The organism is Sphingobium sp. FW305-3-2-15-F-TSA7 (assembly GCF_058787155.1).
Genome location: NZ_JBYSZM010000003.1, coordinates 78,361 through 99,757 on the forward strand (window position 1 = coordinate 78,361; position 21,397 = coordinate 99,757).

Sequence of the window (21,397 nt, forward strand, 5' to 3'; positions counted from 1 at the left end):
GGTTCAACTCGCACGATAGACTTCGGGCAGCGTCAGCCGCACGATGAAACCGCCGCTGTCGGGCGCCAGCCATTCGATCCGCGCATCGCCGCCGAAACGCGCCGCCAGCCGATCGCGCACATTGGCAAGACCGATGCCATTGCCATGATCCGCGCCATCCTCGATCGCATTGCCGTTATCGGCCACGGTGATCGTCAACCGGCCTTCCTCCGCCCGCGCGGTGATCGCGATGGTGACGGCACGCCCGGCGCGCGCGACGCCGTATTTGATCGCATTCTCGACGAGCGGCTGGAGGATCATGCCCGGCACCATGGCGCGGCCGAGCGCATCGGGGACATCGATCTTGACGCGCAATCGATCGGGAAAGCGGACGACCTCGATATCGAGATAGAGGCGTTGCAGGCGGACTTCGTCCTCGAGAGGGACGTCGTCCATCGGATCGCCCGACAGGCTGGTGCGATAAAAGGTCGACAGATTCATGATCATCGCTTCGGCCGCCGTCGCCTGTCCTTTCATCACCAGCGAGCTGAGCGAATTGAGCGTGTTGAACAGGAAATGCGGATTGACCTGATAGCGGAGCGAGCGGAGTTCGGCCTGTTGCGCGGCACGCGCATATTGCGACGCCCGGCGCTCGGCATGGCGAACCTCGCCGGCATAGGAAATGGCGAGATAGAGCGCCGCCCAGGCGGCAAAGAAGAAATAGCGCGAGATCGTCAGCTCGGCGAGTTCCTGCCACATGGCGGACGCATTGGATTGCAGATAGGCAAGATCGGCCTCGTCATAGAGACTCGCCGGATCATACAGGTTGAACACGTAATAGTTGAACAGCGCGAGGATGAGCGAGCACGGCAGTGCCGCGACGAAAGCGGTGACGATGCGCACCCACAGCACCTGGCGATCGAAGCGGCGCAGCAGCAGATAGAGCAGCCAGGTGATCGCGATGCCCGTCGCGGTGACGACCATGCGGCGTTGCGCCATTTCCCCCTGCTCGGAGAAATGCATCACCGCCGACCGTGCCGTGACGATCACCGTATAGAACAGCCAAAAGCCGATGATCGAATAAAACGCTACGATCGGTCGAACGGCCGGGCGCGCCTCTCGCGCATAGGTTTCGAATTCCATGCTCCCTTTCTGCGGCAAAAGCGGCCGCCACGCCATTGCCGATATGCTGTCGGTCGAAGCGGCTTCGAGCTTGGTCGAAATGGAACCGCCACGGTGCGCCCGCCGTTTGTTTCGTACGTGCGCCGAATGGAGTGGATGCCATGACCGAAGATACCAGACCAAAGCCCGGCGATGCCGGGCACGACCAGTCCATCTCCGAACGGCTGGAGAAGGACCCGAAGGACAAGGATGCCAAGCTGGACGAGGCGCTCGACGAATCGATGGACGCCTCGGATCCGCCCGCAATCACGCCGAAGGGCGGCAAGGACCCGGCGCCGTCCTCGGGTTACGATCCCGATGCGGAAGAACGCCGCCGCGCCGGCTGAAACACGAAATTGCGACTCAAGTCGCGCGCGTAACGATGTGTTGCGCGCGCGCAACGCCCATCGATGAAGTTTGTGCAACGCAACAAATCATCGCAAGCCGCTTGCCGGGCAGCCATTTCTCTGATTCCTTCGTGAATGGGAGCCGAACGCCCGGTTAAATAACCAGTAACCATGTTGGGCGCATATTCGGATCCGGGGCAGAAGGTCTGGAGACGGGACATGGGCACGAAAGCACGACCGGCGGATGGCGCGATGACGCTGGCGGAGATCAAGGAGTTCGCGAGCTTCCCGGCAAGCACGCAGCGCTATATCCGCCGCTCGCTCGACGTCGGGCTGGAACGGCACGATGCACTGCAGATCTGGTCGCGCGACGTGATCGAGGCCGCCAGCATCAATGCGCAGACACGGATCTACGAGCGGCTCCACGAAATCCGCGCGATGGTGCCGGACGATAGCGGGCTGGATTCGGTCGAACCGTTCATTGCGCCGCTGATCACCGTCTCGGCCTTCGATCTGGGCCAGGACCGGCTTCCCGGCTTCGCATCCTATCGTTTTCTGTACGAGCGGCTGATCGGCGCCGGCATCCGGCCATGGCTGCCCGCGGCCTTTTGCGGCGCGGCCGCCCTGCCGCATCTCCACCCGGAGAAGAGGCGCGTGTTGCTCCAGTCGATCAGCGAGGCGGCAGCGACGGCGCCCGGCTGGTCCAACCGCGAGCCGATCTTCTATCCCGAATGGGTGGAAAAGGTGGATAGCACCGCGCTGCCACACTGATGGAAGCCGGATACAAGTAAGCCCCGTCGCCAGTGGCGGCGGGGCTCCCTCGACGGCTCTTCCCGCAAGGGTCCGAGCCGGTCAAATGCTCTGTCTTTCGATCAAGCGCAGATAAGAACGACCAGGGCACGGTTCGGTTCCACCGGCCCGCGATTTTTTTTCGATCCTCAGGCCAGCGTTATCAATCGCAGCAGTTTAGCGTCCTGAAACGGCCTGATGATCCGGCGGATACGATCGGTACGTGGCGATTCATACGCCAGATTGTAGAAGCTGTTCGCGATCACATCGGCGATCTGGACACCCGCCGAGCGGCGGCTGTCGGCCAATCGCGTGCGTCCGCATTGGCCCAGCAACGCCGCGACGCCGTCACGGACCAGGGCAAGCGTCGCCGGATCATAGCGTCCATCGTCGATGATCACCTCCGCACAGCCGCCGCTTTCGGGCAGCCAGGCCTCGACCACGGTTTCGAGCAACGCGGCATAGGCGCGCAGATCGCGGCCATGTTCCTCCGCCAGTCGCGCGGGAAGCCGATCGGTCCGCACCTCGCAGATGATCGCCCGCCCCCGGAACCGCTCGAGCAATTCGAAGAACAGGCCCCGCTCGACCAGCGAGATCCGGCTGCCCTTCATCTCGCCGCGCAAGGCGGTCACCAGCTTGAATCGCGCCAGCAGCGCGTCGGCATCGTCGGCGGCGATCGACACGCCGGCAAGGATCATCGCCCCCGCCGACATGCCGCCGCTTTCGTCGCAATAGATCGGCATGGTCCCGGCGATAGCGGGCCGGGCGCGCCGTCAGGCGCCCTGCGCCGCCGGGCCGCCAATGCCGGGACGGCGGGTCTTGGGGATCGACGAGCCGCCGGTGCCCAGCGCCGGCGTCTTCTTGGACCCCGCATCGCCACGCCCGATATCCTCGCCCGCGATCGCCCGCTTCGATTCATCGCCCGAAAGCGTCTCATATTCGAGCAGGGCCTCGGCGAGCCGATGCAGTTCGTGGAGATTGTCGGTCAGCACCTGGCGCGCGGTCGCTTCGCCTTCCTCGACCAGCCGGCGGACTTCCTGATCGATCAGGCGCGCAGTCTCTTCCGAGACGGTCTGCGAGCGCGCAACGCTGTGGCCGAGGAAGACCTCGTCCTGATTGTCGCGATAGCGCAGCCAGCCGAGCTTTTCGCTCATGCCATATTCCATCACCATCGCCCGGGCCATGTCGGTGGCCTGCTGGATGTCGTTGGACGCACCGGTGTTGAGCGAATCGGCACCGTAGATGAGCTGTTCGGCGATACGGCCGCCAAAGCACAGGGCAAGGCGCGCCTTCATCTGCTTCATCGACATCGAATAGCGATCGCGATCGGGCAGGTTCCACGTCACGCCCAGCGCGCGGCCGCGCGGGATGATCGTCACCTTGTGCAGCGGATCGCAGCCGTCGACATGCAGCGAGACGAGCGCGTGGCCGGCTTCGTGATAGGCCGTCGCCTTCTTCTCGTCCTCGGTCATGACCATGGACTTGCGCTCCGCGCCCATCATGACCTTGTCCTTGGCTTCCTCGAACTCGAGCATCGCGACCAGGCGCTTGCCCTTGCGCGCGGCAAGCAGAGCCGCCTCGTTGACGAGGTTCGCCAGATCGGCGCCCGAGAAGCCCGGCGTGCCGCGCGCGATCGTGCGCGGATCAACATCGGGCGCCAGCGGCGTCTTCTTCATATGGACGGCCAGGATCTTCTCGCGGCCGACGATATCGGGGCGCGGCACGACGACCTGACGGTCGAAGCGGCCGGGCCGCAGCAGCGCAGGATCGAGCACGTCGGGCCGGTTGGTCGCGGCGACGATGATGATGCCTTCATTGGCCTCGAAACCGTCCATCTCGACCAGCAGCTGGTTGAGCGTCTGTTCGCGTTCGTCATTGCCGTTGCCGAGGCCGGCACCACGATGGCGGCCGACGGCGTCGATCTCGTCGATGAAGACGATGCACGGCGCATTCTTCTTTGCCTGTTCGAACATGTCGCGCACGCGGCTCGCGCCGACGCCGACGAACATCTCGACAAAGTCGGAGCCCGAAATCGTGAAGAACGGTACATTGGCCTCACCCGCGATGGCGCGCGCGAGCAGCGTCTTGCCGGTGCCGGGGCTGCCGACGAGCAGCGCGCCTTTCGGGATCTTGCCGCCGAGCCGGGCGAATCTGGACGGATCCTTCAGGAAATCGACGATCTCCTGCAGTTCCTCGCGCGCTTCGTCGATGCCTGCGACGTCGTCGAAGGTCACGCGGCCTTCCTTTTGCGTCAGCATGCGCGCACGGCTCTTGCCGAAGCCCATCGCGCCCGAGCCCGCATTCTTCTGCATCTGGCGCATGATGAAGATGGCGATGCCGATGATCAGCAGGAACGGCAGCGACTGGTAGAGGATGATCAGCCAGATGCTCTGGCGCTCCTCGGGCTTCATCGTCACCGAAACGCCCTTGTCGACCAGGCGCTGCGAGATCATCGACGTGTCGTCGGGCAGATAGGTGCGGAAGGTCTTGTCATCGCCCAGCGTACCGCTCGCGACATTGCCGGTGATATCGACCTTCTTGACCGCGCCTTCGTCGACCTTCTGGATGAACTCCGAATAGGAAATGCCATCCGACACAGCCGTGCGGCCGGGGCGATCGAACATTGCGACGAACATCGCAAGCGCCACCAGGATACCCACCCAGATGAGCAGGCTCTTCATCCAGGGATTGCCTTCCGGTGGCTGCTTGTCGTCGTTCATCTTCGTTTCCGTCTAGAGCCTGATCGGTTGTGGCAAAACAACCGCCCGGAGCGCCCGATCCGATTCTGCCGGATCGAGCGTCATGCCAGGAGTTGCATCCAAGATAGGCGAGAATTGCTTAAAGACAATGTATCCGCGCTGAACCCGCCATTTTCGGCGTTCATTTGCCTCCACGCCGCGGCGGCGCAGGTGCGACGCGCCATCGCGCCCCCCCCCGGCATAATGCCGCGCCCATGCTCGCCTGATCGCCCGCGCGCAGCGTTGCGAGCAGACGGTCGAGCGACGGCCCTCCAGGTGAGGCCGACGGATCGATGCGCGCGATCATCCGCAGAATCAGCCGCCTGACGATCTCGTCGGGCAGGTCGGATGGATCGAGGATCAGCGAATCGCCCTCCGCCGTCACACGCTGTTCGAACAGTTGCGCGACCGTCCACGCCATCGCCGCCTCGGCATCGGCGAGATGCCCGGCGCTGGCGGCGAACGCCTCGATATCGATCCAGTCGATCTGGGCGAGCGACGCCCGCATGCGCACGCGGTCGAAGCGGTCGTCATGGTTGGACGGATCCGAAACCGGCGTGATGCCGGCTGCGGCGACGATCGCGGCGAGTTCGGCACGACGCCACCCCAGCAGCGGACGCAGCACGAAACCGTTGGCGCGGCGGATGCCGGCAAGACCGCCGAGCCCGGCCGCGCGGTTGAGGCGCATCAGCAGCGTCTCCGCCTGGTCGTCGGCATGATGCGCGGTCATCACACAGCCGGCGCCGCGGCGCGCACGCCAGGTTTCGAGCAAGGCGTAACGGGCCGCGCGTGCCGCCGCCTGCACCGATCCGGTGATGGGTGCTACCGGCACCAGAATCTCGTGCGGGACGTCCAGCCTTGCGCAAATCTCGCCGACATAGGCCGCTTCGGCGGCCGCTTCGGGGCGCAGGCCATGGTCGACGGTGGCGACGGTCACGCGCCCGGGCCAGGCCGCCGCGGCAAGCAGCAGCAGCGCCAGGCTGTCCGGCCCACCGGATACCGCAACGCCCACCATGCCGCTCGGCGGCGAAGCATCGGCGGCGAAGCGCGCAACCAGATCGGGATCAGGCAAGAGACTCACATGCATCCCTTACCGCCATCGCGCGGGATGCCCGACTCCCATCGTCGTTCGAGCGGCCGCCGCCGCCCTATTTGCATTTGGCGTCGGTACGTCCCTTGGCCACCTGCGCCTTGAGGCCGGCCGATGCGGTTTCGCCATAGACCTCGCCGAACTCGTCGAACACCTTGCAGGCGTCCCCGGCCTTCTTAAGCCGAGTGAGTGCGATGCCGAGATAATAGAGGCTGTCGGGCGCCCGCTCGCCGCGCGGCTGCTTCTGGTAATTGTCGTAGAAGGCGACCGACGCGAGCGCCGGCTTGCCGTCGTCGAGATAGGCGCGACCGAGCAGATTCTGCGCGAAGCTCCAGCGCTTGTGCTTGGGATATTTGTCGACCGTCGCCTTGAGCTGAGTCTGCGCCTGGGGGTAGAATTTCGCTTCCCACAGCCGATAACCGTACAGATAGGCATCTTCGCCGGCATCGCCCGTCTCGGGCTTCGCGACCGCCTCGAGCGCGGCCTGGCGATCGGCGGTCAGCTTTGGCGGCGCGGTCGTCGGCTTGCCCGCGGCCGGCGGGGTGACGGGCTTCATCGGCAGCGTCGAGGATGGCGTCGGCGTGGGCGACGTGCCGGTACCGGTCGTCGGCGCGACGGCCCCCGTCCCTTCGAGCGCCTTCAACCGGGTTTCGGTCTCACCACGGAACTTGATGAATGCCTCGTCGAGCTGGCGCAGCTTGAACGCGTTCTGTTCGCTCTGGCCGGTCAATGTCTGGAGCTGCGCCTCGAGCGCGCTGACCCGGGCGGTCAAATCGACGACCGGCGAGCTCGCGGGCGTGCCGCCGGGCGTGGTCTGCTGCGTGCTCGGCGCGATCTCAGGCTCAAGGAACTGGCCGCTGCCGCCGGGGAAGACCTTGCGCTGGACGGCGCGCATCTCCTTCTCCAGCTTCTCGACGCGCGGCGAGAGCGTGTTGGATTGGCTTTGCGCCTGAAGCGGCGCAGTGGCGGTCCCCGCGAGCAGAACCGCAACGATCATGAGCGTGCGCATGGCTTAACGTCCCCACCGGATCTTTTGGTAAACGCCCTTATAGGGGCAGGATTCGCCTGTCCTCAAGTCAGGGGCGGATGCTGTTCGCCGCCGGCTGGCTCGCGGTTGGAGCGGACGGCCCCGGTGCGGCCCCTTGGGCAGGCGGCGCGGCCGCGCGCGCGGTCAACGCCGCGGCACTGATCGCCACATCGCGGATCGTCGCCTGGGGCGGGCCCAGCGGTGCGACCTCCTGGCCGCCGACGGTGACGCGCAACGCGTCGGGCCGGCCGGTCAGGATCCGGGGATCATTGGCATTGGACGGCACCTGGTAGCGCTCGCCGGGCTGCATTTCCTTCTCGAACAGGCGCTGCTGGCCGGCATCGCTGATCCGCAGCCAGACCGTGTCGGTCGCGGTCAGCACCACTTCGCCCGACGGCGCGGCGGTCGGACGCGCGCGCTGCGCGGTGCCGCCGACGGCGGTCGGTGCGTCGATCGTCTCGGTCCCGGCCGCGATCGCCGCCGGATCGCGCCCATCCAGCCCGTTCATCAGCATGGTCCGCCACACGGTATAGCCGCCGCCGACCAGCAGGATGAGGATGACGAGCGTCCAGGCCAGGGTGCGCGGCGGCACGCGGGCGGGATCGGCGGGCTCGAAATATTCGGGCGCGGCGCGACCGCCCTGCGTGTTGAGTTCGGCGCGAACGTCGCGAGCGATCTCGACCTCGTCGAGATTGAGCGCGCGGGCATAGGATTTGGCGAAACCGATGCAATAGGTGACGCCGGGAAGCTCTTCGTACCGGCCCAGTTCCAGCGCCTCGAGATGGCGCAGCGGAATCCGCGTGCGGGTGGCGATATCGGCGACTTCGAGGCCGGCGGCGCGACGCGCCTCCGCCAGGCGCTCGCCGACGCTCCGGGGAAACATCTCACCCTCCGCTTCGCTCATCCGGTCTTCAGGCTTTCCTGTTTGCGCCCAAGGCCCCGTTCACCTCGGGCCAGTCCGGCCGGAAACGATCAGGGTCTCACTATTCTTAGCCCGAAACCTGATTGACGTCATCGAAAACGCGACACGTTTCCAATTCAGACGACCACGCCCCGATATTTGATCCATGTCACATCCAGCACGCTGCAATGTCAATGGGATGACATGATGCGACGTCGCGGTTGATCGCTCGATCAGGCGAGTTCGACGCTATGTGCCTGCGCCCAGCCCGCGAGCCTGGTCCGCAGGTCCTGGATCGGCGCGTCGAGCCAGCCGGCAAGCTCGGGCGCCAGCGCCGCGCGATCGAGCGAACGCAGCATCGCCTTGACCGGACCGATCGCCGCCGGCGTGATCGAAAGCCGGTCGATGCCGAGCCCGATCAGCGCCATCGCCTCGAGCGGCCGCCCGCCCATTTCCCCGCACACCGTCACCGGCACGCCCGCCTCGCGCGCGGGCAGCACGATCCGGCGCAGGAAACGCAAAATGGCCGGACTCAGCCAGTCATAACGCTCGGCAAGCTTGGGATGCGCACGGTCGGCGGCGAACAGGAACTGGGTGAGGTCGTTGGTACCGATCGACAGGAAATCGAGCTTGGGCAGCAGGACGTCGAGGCTTTCGGCGAGCGCCGGCACTTCGAGCATCGATCCGTAGCGGATGGCATGCGGCATCATCCGCCCCTGCGATGCCAGCCAGGCGCGCTGCGCCTCGAACAGCGCCTTGGCCTCGTCGAATTCCCACGGCTCGGAGACCATCGGGAACATCACGTTGAGCGTCCGCCCCGATGCCGCCTCGATCAATGCGCGCGCCTGCACTTTCATCAGCCCTTCGCGATCCATGGCCAGGCGCAACGCGCGCCAGCCCATCGCCGGATTCTCCTCCTCATCGTCGCCGTCCTGGCGCAGATAGGGCAGTGCCTTGTCGCCGCCGATATCGACGGTGCGGAACACCACCGGACGATCGCCGGCCGCGTCGAGCACTTCGCGATAGAGCCGCTGCTGCTGCTGGCGCAGCGGCAGCGTGGCGGAGACGAGGAACTGGAATTCGGTGCGGAACAGGCCGATGCCCTCGGCCCCGGTGACGTCGAGTGCTGCGACGTCGTCGCGTAGCCCGGCATTGACCATCAGCGCGATATGCTCGCCGTCCTTCGTCGTCGACGACGCGCCGCGCAGCGCGGCAAAGGCGGCACGGCGCTTCTGGGTGAGGGAGAGCTTCGCTTCGAAACTCTCCTCCATCTCGTCGGTGGGGCGGACATAGACTTCGCCCTGGGTGGTATCGAGCAGCAGCACGTCGCCGTCGCCGATCAGCCGGCGGACATTGGCGACCCGGCCGAGCACGGGCACGCCCATCGCGCGCGCGACGATGATGACGTGCGCGGTCAGCGACCCTTCCTCCAGGAGCACGCCCTTGAGGCGGCGGCGATCATATTCGAGCAGTTCGGCCGGGCCCAGATTGCGCGCGATCAGGATCGTATCCTTGCGCAAGCCGAGTTGCGCCGCCGAGCCGAGCTGGCCGGAGACGATGCGGAGCAGCCGGTTGGAGAGATCCTCCAGGTCATGCATCCGGTCGCGGAGCAAAGGATCGTCGATCTGGCGCATGCGCATGCGGGTGCGCTGCTGGACGCGCTCGATCGCCGCCTCGGCGGTCAGGCCGCTGTCGATCGCTTCGTTGATCCGGCGGCTCCAGCCCTCGTCATAGGCGAACATCCGGTACATTTCGAGCACCTCCTGGTGCTCGCCGCCGCCGCCGAATTCGGCCTGATTGGCCATGCGGTCGATCTGTTCGCGCATCTTGTCGAATGCGGAATAGACGCGGTGACGCTCGGCCTCGGTATCCTCGGCCACGGTATGTTCGATCACGACGCGCGGCTGGTGATAGACCGCGACGCCCGCCGCCATGCCCTCGACCAGCTTGAGCCCGGTCAGCCGCATCGCCTGCGTATTGTTGACCTGACCGACGGTCGCGGCATGCTCGTCGATCAGCCCGGCATTGGCGATCAGTTCGGACAGCACCATCGCCACGGTCTGCAGCGCCTCGATGACGACATCGTCATATTTGCGCGGTTCGGCATGCTGGATCGAGAGCACGCCCACCGCCGCCTCGCGCCGGACGATCGGCACGCCGGCAAAGCTGTGAAACAATTCCTCGCCGGTTTCGGGCTTATAGGCGAAATCGGGATGGCTCGCCGCCTCGTCGAGGTTCAGCGTCTCGACATGCTCGGCGATGGTGCCGACCAGCCCCTCGCCCAGCGCCAGCTTGGTGACATGGACGGCTTCCTGCTTCAGGCCGCGCGTCGCGAACAGTTCGAGCACGCCGTCGCGCAGCAGATAGATCGAGCAGACCTCGCTATCGAGCGCTTCGCCGACGATGTTGACGACCTGGTTGAGCTTGGCCTGGGCGTTGGAGCGCGCGGCCATGACATCGTGAAGCCGCGTCAGGATTTCGCGGGCCGAGGCGGTGGCGGAAGGAGTCATGTCACCATCGGCTAACAGAAAGCGGGCAACCGTGCCAGCGGGTCCCGCAGCCTTATATTAGCCCGCGCGGCGTGTGAGCGAACCGATCTCGGATGCGCCAGCATCTTCGAGATCGCATAGACCATCAGGCGGTGTCGCGCGGCCGCACGAAGCAGGCCGTACCCCTGGCCTTCAGCCGCTCGCAGACGCGCGCAGCCTCGGCCGAGGAGCCGAAGCCACCCGCCGCGATCCGATGCAGCGTGCGGCCGTTCGCCTCGGCCCTGGTCTGGACCAGCGGGCGTCCGTCAAGCTCGTCATTGCGCGCCACCATCTGCTGCCATGCGGTGCGCGCGGCATCGCTCGACGCGACGGCACCGAGCTGGACGACGAAATTGCCGGCGTCCGCCGCCTGGACGGGCCTTGGCTCGGCTTTCGGCTCAGCCCTGAGCGCGAGCCTGGGGGCCGCCTTCGGGGCCGCGCTGGGCTCGGTCCGCATCGCGGTGCGTTGCAGTTCGGCGACCGGCTTGCCCGGCGCGACGGCAGCGACACGCTGTGCCGCCTGCCTTTTCTGCCCCTGGCCATTCTGCCAGCGCGCGGCATCGGCCTGATAATCAGCATAGGCGTCGAAAAAGGCGAAGAAGGGCCGTTCGAGCCGGGCCAGCGCCGTCGGCGCGAAGGCGACGAGTTGCGTCGCGTCCATCGCGACCGCCTCCGCCCCGACCCCGACGGCCGCGCGGCAGAAAGCGGGCTGGACCGGGGGAAGCGCGAAGAAATTATAGGTGCGCGTATTATGGCTGTCGCGCATCGCGACCGCCTGCGCGCCGAAACGACGGCGATAATCGGTATCTATCGCGTCGTTGGTCGCCGCAAGCAGGGCATTATGGGTGGTGAGCATGCGGTTGTAATTCTGCAGCGCCGCCTGGGTATCGGGGTTTCGGCACGCCAGCGCGGCGACGTTGAGCGCCATGCGCACATGCCACAACGCCTCGCGCGGGCCGAGGTCGCGATTGGGCGTGATACGCTGCCCATCGGGGCCTACCGCCGGGATCGTCAGGCCCGGCGCCGCGCCCATTGGCGGCTGCGGGCGCGTCACGATATCGACCGAGACCGATTGGGGCGGCGTGGGTGCCAGGGCGACTCTGCTGCGCCCGCCGCATCCAGCCAGCACCAGGGTCAGCGCCGCTGCCGCCAAAAGTCCGTCCCTCGTCCGCATCTCGTCCTCCCGTTTCACCTGGAAACGGGGAGATGCTTGGGCTTAAATGGTTAATACCATCTAAACCATGCGACGAGCGGAGGCGCGATCAGACGGCGCGCGCCTTCAGTGCCTCGGCGGCTTCGGCCATCAGCGTGGCGATGATGTCGGCGACCGGGGCTTCGTCCTTGACCATGCCGACCGACTGGCCCGCCATCAGCGAACCATTCTCGACATCGCCGTCGATCACCGCGCGGCGCAATGCGCCCGCCCAATAATGTTCGATCTCGAGCTGCGCTTCCGCCATTGCGAGCTGGCCCTCGTCGAGCTTCTGCGCGACTTCGCGCTGCTTGACGGTGAACGCCTCGGTGCCCGTGTTCTTGAGCGCGCGGACCGGGATGACCGGCAGGCGCGGATCGATCTGGACGCTCGCGACGGCATCGCGCGCCGAAGCGCGGATGAACGCTTTCTTGAAATTGGGGTGCGCGATGCTCTCGGTCGCGCAGACGAAACGCGTGCCGAGCTGGACGCCGGCGGCGCCCATGTCGAGATAGCCGGCGATCGCCTGGCCCTTGCCGATGCCGCCCGCGACGAAGACGGGAAGCTGCTCGGCAATCTCAGGCAGCATTTCCTGTGCGAGCACGCTGGTCGAGACCGGGCCGATATGGCCGCCGGCCTCCATGCCCTCGATCACCAGCGCGTCGATGCCCGAGCGGATCAGCTTCTTGGCGAGCGCGAGCGCGGGAGCGAAGCAGATCAGCTTGGCGCCATTGGCCTTGATCGCATCCAGGCTGCCCGCGGGCGGCAATCCGCCGGCCAGCACGACATGGCTGACATCATGGCGCTTGCAGACCTCGATCAGCTCGAACAGGTCGGGATGCATGGTGATCAGGTTGACGCCGAAGGGCTTGTCGGTAAGCGCGCGCGTGGCCGCGATCTCGCCGTCGAGCAAAGCGGGCGTCATCGCGCCGCACGCGATCACGCCGAAACCACCGGCATTGGAGATGGCCGAAACCAGATTGCGCTCGGAAACCCAACTCATCGCGCCGCCAAGGATGGCGACCTCGCAGCCCAGGAATTCGGCGCCCCGCGCCATGCGGCGCTGCAGTCTGTCTTGACCGATGCTCATGCAGTTCACCCAATCGAGGTTAATGGAAGATATGCCCGATGCGCTGGGCTTGCCGACATGTTAGGCTGGATAGCAGAACGGGGAGCGCGCCATGCAAGGCATTTTGACGATCGCGGTTTCGTTTCTCGTCAACGCCAGCATCGTGGTGAGTGTGATGAACTATCGCCCGACGACCTGCACGCCCGGCTTCGACCCACCGCCAACGGTCAATACACGGCCATTGTTTGACTTGATCGATTCGCTTCCGACACTCAACCAGATCTTCGGCCTCGATGTCAGCAGGCTGCATCGCAGCCGCTGACCGTTAGGCCTCCATCACCTCAGGCGCGTCGAGTCCATAAGCGGTGTGCAGCACGCGCACCGCGAGCTCCGCATAATCTTCCTCGATCAGCACCGAGACCTTGATCTCCGACGTCGCGATCGCCTGGATATTGATGCCGCGACCGGCCAGCGCCTGGAACATCGTCGAGGCGACACCGGCATGGCTGCGCATGCCGACGCCGACCACCGAGACTTTGCAGATCTTGGTGTCGTGCTTCATCTCGACATAGCCGATCGTGTCGTGCGCCTTGGTCAGCGCGTCGATCGCGCGCGCCAGTTCCGCGCCGGGCACGGTGAAGGTGACGTCGGTCGAGCCCGTCTCGTGCGCGATATTCTGCACGATCACGTCGACATTGATATTGGCGTCCGCCAGCGGCGCAAAGATCGACGCCACCGCGCCCGGCCGATCGGGCACTTCGGTCAGCGTGATCTTCGCTTCGTTCTTGTCCAGCGCGATGCCGGTGATGCGTTGCCGTTCCATTTCGCTTTCCTCGATCTCGTCCTCGCCGACGATCAACGTGCCGGGTGTGACATTGTCCGTCGGCGGCTCGAAGGAGGAGAGCACCTGGACGCGCACCTGTTCCTTCATCGCCAGCCCGACCGAGCGGGTCTGGAGCACCTTGGCGCCCACGCTCGCCAGCTCCAGCATTTCCTCATAGGTCACCTTCGCGAGCTTGCGCGCGCGTGGGACGATGCGGGGGTCGGTGGTATAGACGCCATCGACATCGGTATAGATGTCGCAGCGATCGGCCTTGACCGCCGCGGCGACGGCGACGGCGGAGGTATCCGATCCGCCGCGGCCGAGCGTGGTCACGCGGCCGTCCGAGCCCATGCCCTGGAATCCGGGGATCACCGCGACCTCGCCCGCTGCCATGCCGGCGATCAGCGCTTCGGTGTCGATCGTTTCGATCCGCGCCGATGCGTGCGCCGAATCGGTGTGGATGGGCAATTGCCAGCCAAGCCAGCTGCGCGCCTTCACGCCCATATTCTGGAGCACGATCGCGAGCAGGCCCGACGTCACCTGCTCGCCCGAGGCGACGACGACGTCATATTCCTTCGGATCGTAGAGCGACGAGGCCTCACGACAGAAGCCGACGAGCCGGTCGGTATCGCCCGCCATCGCCGAAACGACGACCGCGACTTCGTTGCCCAGCTCGACTTCATGCTTCACGCGCGCGGCGACCACGCGAATTCGTTCGATCCCCGCCATGGAGGTACCGCCGAACTTCATCACGATGCGGGCCATTGCGCGTTCCCGATGTTGAGAGAAATGCCCTCTGGATCGAAGGCGCGGCCCTGATAATGATGGGGAATGACGAACGCAAGCACTCGCGCAAGCATTGGTAAAAGCATGGGCACGACGACGATAGACCCGCAGGAAGCCGCGCATTTCGGCGCGCTGGCAAAGGATTGGTGGGATCCCAAGGGCAGCTCGGCGATGCTGCATCGGCTCAATCCGGTGCGACTGGGCTATATCCGCGAGGCGATCGACCGCCACTGGCATGTCGACGAAGCCGTGCTGAAGCCGCTGGCTGGTCGGAGCGCGCTCGATGTGGGCTGCGGCGCGGGACTGCTGTGCGAACCGCTCGCCCGGCTCGGCGCGCAGGTGACCGGGGTCGACGCAGCCCCGGAGAATGTCGCCGCGGCGCGGCTTCATGCCGAGGGTCAGGGGCTCATTATCGACTATCGCGCCGGCGAGCTGGAGACGCTGGGCGGTGCGCGGTTCGATCTGGTGACGTCGCTGGAAGTGATCGAGCATGTCACCGATCCGGCCGCATTCGTCGCGGGCCTGGCCGCGGCGCTCGCGCCAGGGGGACTGATGATTCTCTCGACCCCCAATCGCACCACGCTGTCGCGGCTGGCGATGGTGACGGTGGCGGAAGGGATCGGGCAGATCCCCAAGGGCACGCATGACTGGAACAAGTTCCTCACGCCCGGGGAGCTGACCGCGTTGCTCGAGGATGCGGGGCTGATCGTCTCCGACCTGCGCGGGCTGAGCGTCTCGCCCGGGCGGGGGTTCATTCTTTCGGAGAATGTGTCGCTGGACTATCTGCTGACGGCGGTGGCGCGGTAGAGGCCATCGGCTCGCGTCCCGATAGAAAACTCAACTGCCTTTATGCCGCGCTGTCGCTCCAGCGAAAGCTGGAGCCCATGCGATCTGTCAGCCGCTGCGGAGTTGGAAGTATTGCATAGGCTCCAGCTTTCGCTGGAGCGACGGCTTGTTTTGCGATCGGGTCTGCTCAGAAATCCGGTTTGTCGTAATGCGCCGGGGGCTGGATTCCTTCCATGCGTTCCGACAGCAAGGGCCGGAAACCAGGGCGTGACTTGAGGCCGGCATACCAGCGGCGCGCCTGTTCATGCCCCTTGAAATCGATGCCGCCGAGATAGTCGGCGACAGAGAGATGGGCGGCCGCGGAGAGGTCCGCGAGGCTCAGCGTCGCACCCGCCAGCCAGGTGCGGTGATCGAGCAGATAATCGAGATAGTCGAGATGGCGATGCGCGTTCTTCATCGCTTCGCGCAGGATGCGTGCATCGGGCGTCGAGCGATGGACGAGGCGCTTGGTCATGCGCTCGAACATCAAAGGCGCGGTGACATCGCCATAGAATTGCTGATCGCACCAGGCGACGAGGCGGCGGATCTCGGCGCGGTTGGGCGCGGTGCCGTTGATCATCGGCGCCTTTTCGACGGTTTCCTCGAAATATTCGCAGATCGCGCCCGAATCCATCAGGACGAGCGCCTTTTCGGTCTCAACCACGACCGGGGTCTGCCCGGCCGGATTCAGATCGAAAAATTCGTCGCGCCGCTCCCACGGATTCTCGCGGACGAGTTCATAGCCGATCCCCTTCTCCCCGAGGAGAAGACGAACCTTGCGTGAGAACGGACAAAGGGGGAACTGGAAGAGCTGCCACATGCGGGCGCGACCTTAGAGCCTGATCTGTTGAGGTGGAAGCAGGCTCTGGTCAAATAGTTGAAACCGCGATCGCGTCAATTGTCCCAATCGTCATCATAATCGTCGTGACGGGACGGCGGCGGGGCTTCGTCATAGGCCTCGGGTCCGCGATCGTCGGGGCTCCGCAGCCTGTGCCTGATGTTCGCCAGCCGTGCGCGCAGTTCGGGCAGCATCGCGCTGAACTCGCTGGCCATGACGCCCGCGGCACGCGTCGCGTGGCGGGTATCGCGATGGATCCGCGCCTCGAAATTGGGATCGTCGCGCATCACGCGATCGCGCAGCGTGTCGCTGCGCCGCGCATCGGAGAAAGGATTGACCGCGCGTTCGACCGCGCCGACGCGCGTGTCGAGCAATGCCGCCACCGCGTCGGACACCCTGTCCGCCACGACTTCCTGCACGACCGGACTTTCGAGCATGCCCGCGACCTGGGCAGGCGCGGGCCGTTGCGCCAGTGCGGGCGTGGCGGCGGAAAGGGCGACAATGGACACGAACAGGAAACGCATGACGAATCTCCGTTACAGCGGTGGCCGTAATGGGCAGCCTGCGACTCTAGATACAGGAATCTGAGCCTCGCGTGAACGGCGTGGTGACCGTAGCTCTATCCCCGTTCGTGTCGAGCCCTTCGACTGCCTGCAAGGCAGGCGCTCAGGATGAACTTCTCCGCTATGCGGAGAAGTCGAGACACGCCGCGCGATGCCCCAACGTCCCTCGACTTCGCTCGGGACAAGCGGTTGTTGGGTTGCCCCCTACTCCGCCGCCACCATCTCCTCATCCGCTTCGCCCAGCGGATGCTCCAGCCGGTTGACCATCTCGCGCGGGCAGACCTGCCAGAAGGAACCGCGGGTGCGATCCCAGTCGTCGAGCAGCGCGTTCGACCAGCGGCTGTCGGTCGCCACCGAATGTTCGGCGATCAGCGATTTGAGCTTGGCTTCCCAATAGGGCGAGGCGAGGCGCTGCCAGATGATGCTTTCGGGATTGGCCGAGCGTTCGAAATCACCGCGCTCGTCATAGACGAAGGCCATGCCGCCGGTCATGCCCGCACCGAAATTCTTGCCGACCGCGCCCAGGATCACCGCGGTGCCGCCGGTCATATATTCGCAGCCATTGGCGCCGCAGCCCTCGACGACGACGGTCGCGCCCGAATTGCGCACCGCGAAACGCTCGCCCGCCTGGCCCGCCGCGAACAATTTGCCCGAGGTCGCGCCGTAGAGCACGGTGTTGCCGATGATCGTGTTGGCATGGCTGTCGAGCGGCGAGCTGACCATCGGCCGCACCGTGATGATGCCGCCCGAAAGCCCCTTGCCCACATAGTCGTTGGCGTCGCCGAACACCTCCAGCGTGATGCCCTTGCACAGGAAGGCGCCGAGCGACTGGCCCGCCGAGCCGCGCAGGCGGACCTGGACATGGCCGTCGGCAAGCGTCGACATGCCGTAGCGGCGGACGATCTCCGACGAGAAGCGCGTGCCGACCGCGCGGTGCGTGTTGCGCACCGTATAGGTCAGCTGCATCTTCTCGCGGCGCTCGAACACCGCCTTGGCATCGGCGATCATCTGCGCGTCGAGACTGTCGGGAACCTCGTTGCGGAAACCCTCGATGTTGAAGCGGCGCTTGTCGTCGTCGGCGTCGACCTTTGCCAGGATCGGGTTGAGATCCAGGTCGTCGAGATGCTCGGCGCCGCGGCTGACCTGGCGGAGCAGCTCGGTACGGCCGACGATCTCGTCGAGGCTGCGCACGCCCAGCCGCGCCAGGATCTCGCGCACTTCCTCGGCGATGAAGGTCATCAGGTTGATGACTTTTTCCGGCGTGCCGACGAATTTGGCGCGCAGTTTCTCGTCCTGGGTGCAGACGCCGACCGGGCAGGTGTTGCTGTGGCACTGGCGGACCATGATGCAGCCCATCGCCACCAGCGAGAGCGTGCCGATGCCGAATTCCTCGGCGCCCAGGATCGCGGCGATGACGATGTCGCGCCCGGTCTTGAGGCCGCCATCGGTGCGCAGCTTCACGCGGTGGCGAAGCCCATTGAGCGTCAGCACCTGATTGACCTCGGACAGCCCCATTTCCCAGGGCGTGCCCGCATATTTGACCGAAGTCTGCGGGCTGGCGCCGGTGCCGCCGACATGGCCGGCGACCAGGATGACGTCGGCATGCGCCTTGGCCACGCCCGCCGCAACGGTGCCGATGCCCGCCGAGGAGACGAGCTTCACGCAGACGCGCGCGCGCGGATTGATCTGCTTCAGGTCGTAGATGAGCTGCGCCAGATCCTCGATCGAATAGATGTCGTGATGCGGCGGCGGCGAGATCAGGGTCACGCCCGGCGTCGAATGGCGGAGCTTGGCGATGAACTCGGTCACCTTGAAGCCGGGCAGCTGGCCGCCCTCGCCGGGCTTGGCGCCCTGCGCCACCTTGATCTCGATCTCCTCGCAGGCGCCGAGATATTCGGCGGTGACGCCGAAACGGCCCGAGGCGATCTGCTTGATCACCGAATTGGCATTGTCGCCATTTTCGTACGGCGTGTAGCGGGCGCTGTCCTCGCCGCCCTCGCCCGAGACCGCCTTGGCGCCGATCCGGTTCATCGCGATCGCCAGCGTCTCATGCGCTTCGGGCGACAGCGCGCCGAGCGACATGCCGGGCGTCACGAAACGCTTGCGGATCTCGGTGATCGCCTCGACCTCGTCGATCGCGATCGCTTCGCGCGCATAGTTGAACTCGATCAGGTCGCGCAGATAGACGGGCGGTAAATCGCGCACGCCGCGCGCGAATTGCAGATAGGTCGAATAGCTGTCGGTCGCGACCGCGGTCTGCAGCAGGTGCATGAGCTGCGCCGAATAGGCATGCGTCTCCCCGCCATGGCGCTGGTGATAGAAGCCGCCGATCGGCAATGTGATCACCGCCGGATCGAACGCGGCATCGTGGCGCAGCACGGCGTTGAGGTGCAGCGACGAATAGCCCTCGCCCGAGATCTTGGCGGGCATGCCGGGGAAGAAATCGTTGACCAAGGCGCGCGACAGGCCGACCGCTTCGAAATTATAGCCGCCGCGATAGCTGGAGATCACCGCGATCCCCATTTTCGACATGATCTTGAGCAGGCCGTCATCGACCGCTTTCTTGTGGCGCTTCAGGCACTCGTCGAGCGAGAAGCCCGCGAACAGGCCGCGGGCATGGCGGTCGGCGATCGCGGCTTCGGCCAGATAGGCGTTCACCGTCGTCGCGCCGACGCCGATCAGCACCGCATAATAATGGGTGTCGAGGCATTCGGCGGTGCGGATGTTGATCGACGCATAGGAACGCAGGCCACGGCGGACGAGATGCGTGTGGACCGCGGCCGCGGCGAGCACGCCGGCGATGCCGACGCGATCGGCGGCGATGCGCTCATCGGTCAGGAACAGCTCGCTGCGCCCTTCGCGCACCGCCTGTTCGGCCTCGGCGCGGATGCGCTGGATCGCGGCGCGCATATCGTCGGCGCCGCCGCCTGCGGGGAACGTGCAGTCGATCTCCGCCGCCTGGCTGGCGAAATGCGTCTTCAGCCTTTCCCAGCCGGCACAGGTGAGCACGGGCGAATCGAGCACGAGCACGCCATCCTGCCGCACCCCGGTGTCGAGGATGTTGGCGAGGTTTCCGAAGCGCGTCTTCAGGCTCATCACCTGGGTCTCGCGCAGCGAATCGATCGGCGGGTTGGTGACCTGGCTGAAATTCTGGCGGAAGAACTGGCTGATGATCCGCGGCTTGTCCGAAATCACCGCGAGCGGCGTATCGTCGCCCATCGAGCCCACGGCTTCCTTGGCATCCTCCACCATCGGCGACAGGATCAGTTCCATATCCTCGAGCGTCTGGCCCGCCGCCACTTGCCGCCGGGTCAGTTCGGCGCGTTCGTAGCGCGGCGTCGCCCAGTCGGGCGCGGCGCCTTCGGGCAGGCCGGGCAGGTCGTCGAGCGTCAGGAAGCGGCCGACCATTTCGGCATAGGGCCGCTCGCCGGCGATACGATCCTTGATCGCGCGATCGGCGTAGAGCGTGCCGCTGTCGAGATCGACCGCGATCATCTGGCCGGGGCCGAGCCGCCCCTTTTCGATGATCGCGCTTTCGGGGACAACGACCATGCCGGTTTCGGATCCGACGATCAGCAGATTATCGACGGTGCGGGTGTAGCGCAGCGGACGCAGCGCGTTGCGATCCATGCCCGCGACCGCCCAGCGGCCATCGGTCATCGCCAGCGCGGCGGGCCCGTCCCACGGCTCCATCACCGAGGCGAGATACTGGTACATCGCCCGGTGGTTGTCGGGCATGTCGTCCTCGGCCTGCCACGCCTCCGGCACCAGCATCAGCTTCGCCGTCGGCGCGTCGCGACCCGAGCGGCAGATCGCCTCGAACACCGCATCGAGCGCCGCCGTGTCGGACGCGCCCGCCGGGATCACCGGCTTGATATCCTCGGACTGCTCGCCGAATGCGAGGCTGGCCATCTTGATCTCGTGGCTCTTCATCCAGTTCTTGTTGCCGCGGATCGTGTTGATCTCGCCATTATGGGCGAGGTTGCGGAACGGCTGGGCCAGCCACCATTGCGGGAAGGTGTTGGTCGAATAACGCTGGTGGAAGATCGCGACGCGGCTTTCGAAGCGTTCGTCGGTGAGATCGGGGTAGAAGACCGACAGGCTCTCCGCGAGGAACAGCCCCTTGTAGATGATCGACCGGCACGACAGCGAACAGATGTAGAAGCCCGAGATCTGCGCCTCGATCACCTTCTTCTCGATGCGCCGGCGGACGAGATAGAGTTCCTTTTCGAACTCGGCGGCGTCCTGTGCATCGGGAACCGGACCGGCGATCATGATCTGCTCGATCTCGGGCCGCGTTTCCTGTGCTTTGCGGCCGATCACCGACACGTCGACGGGCACCTGGCGCCAGCCATAGATGGTGTAGCCAGCGCTGATCACTTCCGATTCTACGATGGTGCGGCACGTTTCCTGCGCGCCCAGATCGGTGCGCGGCAGGAAGATCATGCCGACCGCCAGCCGGTTCGGCATCGGCCGGTGGCCCGAATCGGCGATCGCATCGTCGAAGAAGCGGACGGGCAGGTCGACATGGATGCCGGCGCCGTCGCCGGTCTTGCCATCGGCATCGACGGCGCCGCGGTGCCATACCGCCTTCAGCGCATCGACCGCCGAGGCGACGACGCGGCGCGAGGGGCGGCCGTCGGTCGCCGCGACCAGGCCGACGCCACAGGCGTCGCTTTCGAATTCGGGGCGGTACATGCCGAATTCGGCGATGCGCGCGCGCTCCGCTTCGCTTGCCATC

At 65.7% G+C, this 21,397-nt stretch carries 17 protein-coding genes; 4 read left to right on the top strand and 13 right to left on the bottom strand.

All coding sequences use genetic code 11. The features are described from left to right. Nucleotides 1–3: 3 nt before the first annotated feature. Nucleotides 4–1,122 (bottom strand): sensor histidine kinase, encoded by a 1,119-nt coding sequence (locus tag AC3WN8_RS02700; RefSeq protein ID WP_492667841.1) that lies wholly within the window; start codon nucleotides 1,120–1,122, stop codon nucleotides 4–6. Between the two features lie 140 nt (nucleotides 1,123–1,262). Here AC3WN8_RS02700 and AC3WN8_RS02705 point away from each other — a divergent pair, with 140 nt between their 5' ends. Then, entirely contained in the window at nucleotides 1,263–1,487 is a 225-nt protein-coding gene (locus tag AC3WN8_RS02705) for a hypothetical protein (RefSeq protein ID WP_492667842.1), read from the top strand. A gap of 219 nt (nucleotides 1,488–1,706) precedes the next feature. Next, a complete protein-coding gene (locus tag AC3WN8_RS02710; protein ID WP_492667843.1) occupies nucleotides 1,707–2,258 on the top strand; it encodes a hypothetical protein in 552 nt (183 codons plus the stop codon). A 167-nt stretch (nucleotides 2,259–2,425) separates the two neighbouring features. On the opposite strand, the gene AC3WN8_RS02715 is transcribed toward AC3WN8_RS02710, so the two are convergent. The 8 genes from AC3WN8_RS02715 to AC3WN8_RS02750 all read right to left on the bottom strand — a co-directional run bounded on the left by AC3WN8_RS02715 (nucleotide 2,426) and on the right by AC3WN8_RS02750 (nucleotide 12,842). Further along, nucleotides 2,426–3,019: a DUF3800 domain-containing protein gene (locus AC3WN8_RS02715; protein ID WP_492667844.1), complete on the bottom strand. Its 594-nt coding sequence runs from the start codon at nucleotides 3,017–3,019 to the stop codon at nucleotides 2,426–2,428. Nucleotides 3,020–3,049: 30 nt separating this feature from the next. After that, nucleotides 3,050–4,996, bottom strand: a complete 1,947-nt coding sequence (ftsH, locus tag AC3WN8_RS02720; protein WP_492667845.1) for an ATP-dependent zinc metalloprotease FtsH — start codon at nucleotides 4,994–4,996, stop codon at nucleotides 3,050–3,052. A 160-nt stretch (nucleotides 4,997–5,156) separates the two neighbouring features. After that, nucleotides 5,157–6,095, bottom strand: a complete 939-nt coding sequence (gene tilS / locus AC3WN8_RS02725) for a tRNA lysidine(34) synthetase TilS (RefSeq protein WP_492667846.1) — start codon at nucleotides 6,093–6,095, stop codon at nucleotides 5,157–5,159. Between the two features lie 67 nt (nucleotides 6,096–6,162). Further along, nucleotides 6,163–7,113: a tetratricopeptide repeat protein gene (locus AC3WN8_RS02730; RefSeq protein WP_492667847.1), complete on the bottom strand. Its 951-nt coding sequence runs from the start codon at nucleotides 7,111–7,113 to the stop codon at nucleotides 6,163–6,165. A gap of 67 nt (nucleotides 7,114–7,180) precedes the next feature. Next, entirely contained in the window at nucleotides 7,181–8,035 is an 855-nt protein-coding gene (locus AC3WN8_RS02735; RefSeq protein WP_492667848.1) for a helix-turn-helix domain-containing protein, read from the bottom strand. A gap of 230 nt (nucleotides 8,036–8,265) precedes the next feature. Then, nucleotides 8,266–10,542, bottom strand: a complete 2,277-nt coding sequence (gene ptsP, locus AC3WN8_RS02740) for a phosphoenolpyruvate--protein phosphotransferase (protein ID WP_492667849.1) — start codon at nucleotides 10,540–10,542, stop codon at nucleotides 8,266–8,268. A 124-nt stretch (nucleotides 10,543–10,666) separates the two neighbouring features. Then, nucleotides 10,667–11,734, bottom strand: coding sequence for an SPOR domain-containing protein (locus tag AC3WN8_RS02745; protein WP_492667850.1), 1,068 nt, complete (start codon nucleotides 11,732–11,734; stop codon nucleotides 10,667–10,669). A gap of 88 nt (nucleotides 11,735–11,822) precedes the next feature. Continuing rightward, the gene (locus AC3WN8_RS02750; protein ID WP_492667851.1) at nucleotides 11,823–12,842 is read right to left on the bottom strand and encodes an NAD(P)H-dependent flavin oxidoreductase; all 1,020 of its coding nucleotides are present in this window, start codon (nucleotides 12,840–12,842) and stop codon (nucleotides 11,823–11,825) included. A 91-nt stretch (nucleotides 12,843–12,933) separates the two neighbouring features. Between AC3WN8_RS02750 and AC3WN8_RS02755 the strand changes: the two genes are divergently transcribed. Beyond that, the gene (locus AC3WN8_RS02755) at nucleotides 12,934–13,143 is read left to right on the top strand and encodes a hypothetical protein (RefSeq protein ID WP_492667852.1); all 210 of its coding nucleotides are present in this window, start codon (nucleotides 12,934–12,936) and stop codon (nucleotides 13,141–13,143) included. A 3-nt stretch (nucleotides 13,144–13,146) separates the two neighbouring features. Here the strand turns inward: AC3WN8_RS02755 and AC3WN8_RS02760 are convergent, their stop codons facing one another. After that, the gene (locus AC3WN8_RS02760; protein WP_492667853.1) at nucleotides 13,147–14,409 is read right to left on the bottom strand and encodes an aspartate kinase; all 1,263 of its coding nucleotides are present in this window, start codon (nucleotides 14,407–14,409) and stop codon (nucleotides 13,147–13,149) included. Between the two features lie 105 nt (nucleotides 14,410–14,514). On the opposite strand from AC3WN8_RS02760, the gene ubiG reads away from it, so the two are divergent. Beyond that, complete coding sequence (gene ubiG / locus AC3WN8_RS02765) at nucleotides 14,515–15,237, top strand: bifunctional 2-polyprenyl-6-hydroxyphenol methylase/3-demethylubiquinol 3-O-methyltransferase UbiG (protein WP_492667854.1); 723 nt, start codon at nucleotides 14,515–14,517, stop codon at nucleotides 15,235–15,237. Between the two features lie 166 nt (nucleotides 15,238–15,403). Here the strand turns inward: ubiG and AC3WN8_RS02770 are convergent, their stop codons facing one another. From AC3WN8_RS02770 to gltB, 3 genes are all read right to left on the bottom strand, one after another. After that, nucleotides 15,404–16,075, bottom strand: a complete 672-nt coding sequence (locus AC3WN8_RS02770) for a glutathione S-transferase family protein (RefSeq protein WP_492667855.1) — start codon at nucleotides 16,073–16,075, stop codon at nucleotides 15,404–15,406. 74 nt (nucleotides 16,076–16,149) lie between these two features. Then, on the bottom strand, nucleotides 16,150–16,617 hold the full coding sequence (locus AC3WN8_RS02775; RefSeq protein ID WP_492667856.1) for a hypothetical protein: 468 nt from the start codon (nucleotides 16,615–16,617) through the stop codon (nucleotides 16,150–16,152). A 243-nt stretch (nucleotides 16,618–16,860) separates the two neighbouring features. Continuing rightward, a complete protein-coding gene (gene gltB / locus AC3WN8_RS02780) occupies nucleotides 16,861–21,396 on the bottom strand; it encodes a glutamate synthase large subunit (protein WP_492668016.1) in 4,536 nt (1,511 codons plus the stop codon). Nucleotide 21,397: the final 1 nt, after the last annotated feature.

Bases quoted from the DNA above. Each gene is read 5' to 3' on its own strand.
- AC3WN8_RS02735 (WP_492667848.1), bottom strand. From the start codon at position 8,035: ATGAGCGAAGCGGAGGGTGAGATGTTTCCCCGGAGCGTCGGCGAGCGC.
- AC3WN8_RS02770 (WP_492667855.1), bottom strand. From the start codon at position 16,075: ATGTGGCAGCTCTTCCAGTTCCCCCTTTGTCCGTTCTCACGCAAGGTT.
- AC3WN8_RS02760 (WP_492667853.1), bottom strand. From the start codon at position 14,409: ATGGCCCGCATCGTGATGAAGTTCGGCGGTACCTCCATGGCGGGGATC.
- ubiG (WP_492667854.1), top strand. From the start codon at position 14,515: ATGGGCACGACGACGATAGACCCGCAGGAAGCCGCGCATTTCGGCGCG.
- AC3WN8_RS02705 (WP_492667842.1), top strand. From the start codon at position 1,263: ATGACCGAAGATACCAGACCAAAGCCCGGCGATGCCGGGCACGACCAG.
- AC3WN8_RS02710 (WP_492667843.1), top strand. From the start codon at position 1,707: ATGGGCACGAAAGCACGACCGGCGGATGGCGCGATGACGCTGGCGGAG.
- AC3WN8_RS02745 (WP_492667850.1), bottom strand. From the start codon at position 11,734: ATGCGGACGAGGGACGGACTTTTGGCGGCAGCGGCGCTGACCCTGGTG.
- AC3WN8_RS02755 (WP_492667852.1), top strand. From the start codon at position 12,934: ATGCAAGGCATTTTGACGATCGCGGTTTCGTTTCTCGTCAACGCCAGC.
- AC3WN8_RS02700 (WP_492667841.1), bottom strand. From the start codon at position 1,122: ATGGAATTCGAAACCTATGCGCGAGAGGCGCGCCCGGCCGTTCGACCG.
- ftsH (WP_492667845.1), bottom strand. From the start codon at position 4,996: ATGAACGACGACAAGCAGCCACCGGAAGGCAATCCCTGGATGAAGAGC.
- AC3WN8_RS02730 (WP_492667847.1), bottom strand. From the start codon at position 7,113: ATGCGCACGCTCATGATCGTTGCGGTTCTGCTCGCGGGGACCGCCACT.
- ptsP (WP_492667849.1), bottom strand. From the start codon at position 10,542: ATGACTCCTTCCGCCACCGCCTCGGCCCGCGAAATCCTGACGCGGCTT.
- AC3WN8_RS02775 (WP_492667856.1), bottom strand. From the start codon at position 16,617: ATGCGTTTCCTGTTCGTGTCCATTGTCGCCCTTTCCGCCGCCACGCCC.
- AC3WN8_RS02750 (WP_492667851.1), bottom strand. From the start codon at position 12,842: ATGAGCATCGGTCAAGACAGACTGCAGCGCCGCATGGCGCGGGGCGCC.
- AC3WN8_RS02715 (WP_492667844.1), bottom strand. From the start codon at position 3,019: ATGCCGATCTATTGCGACGAAAGCGGCGGCATGTCGGCGGGGGCGATG.
- gltB (WP_492668016.1), bottom strand. From the start codon at position 21,396: ATGGCAAGCGAAGCGGAGCGCGCGCGCATCGCCGAATTCGGCATGTAC.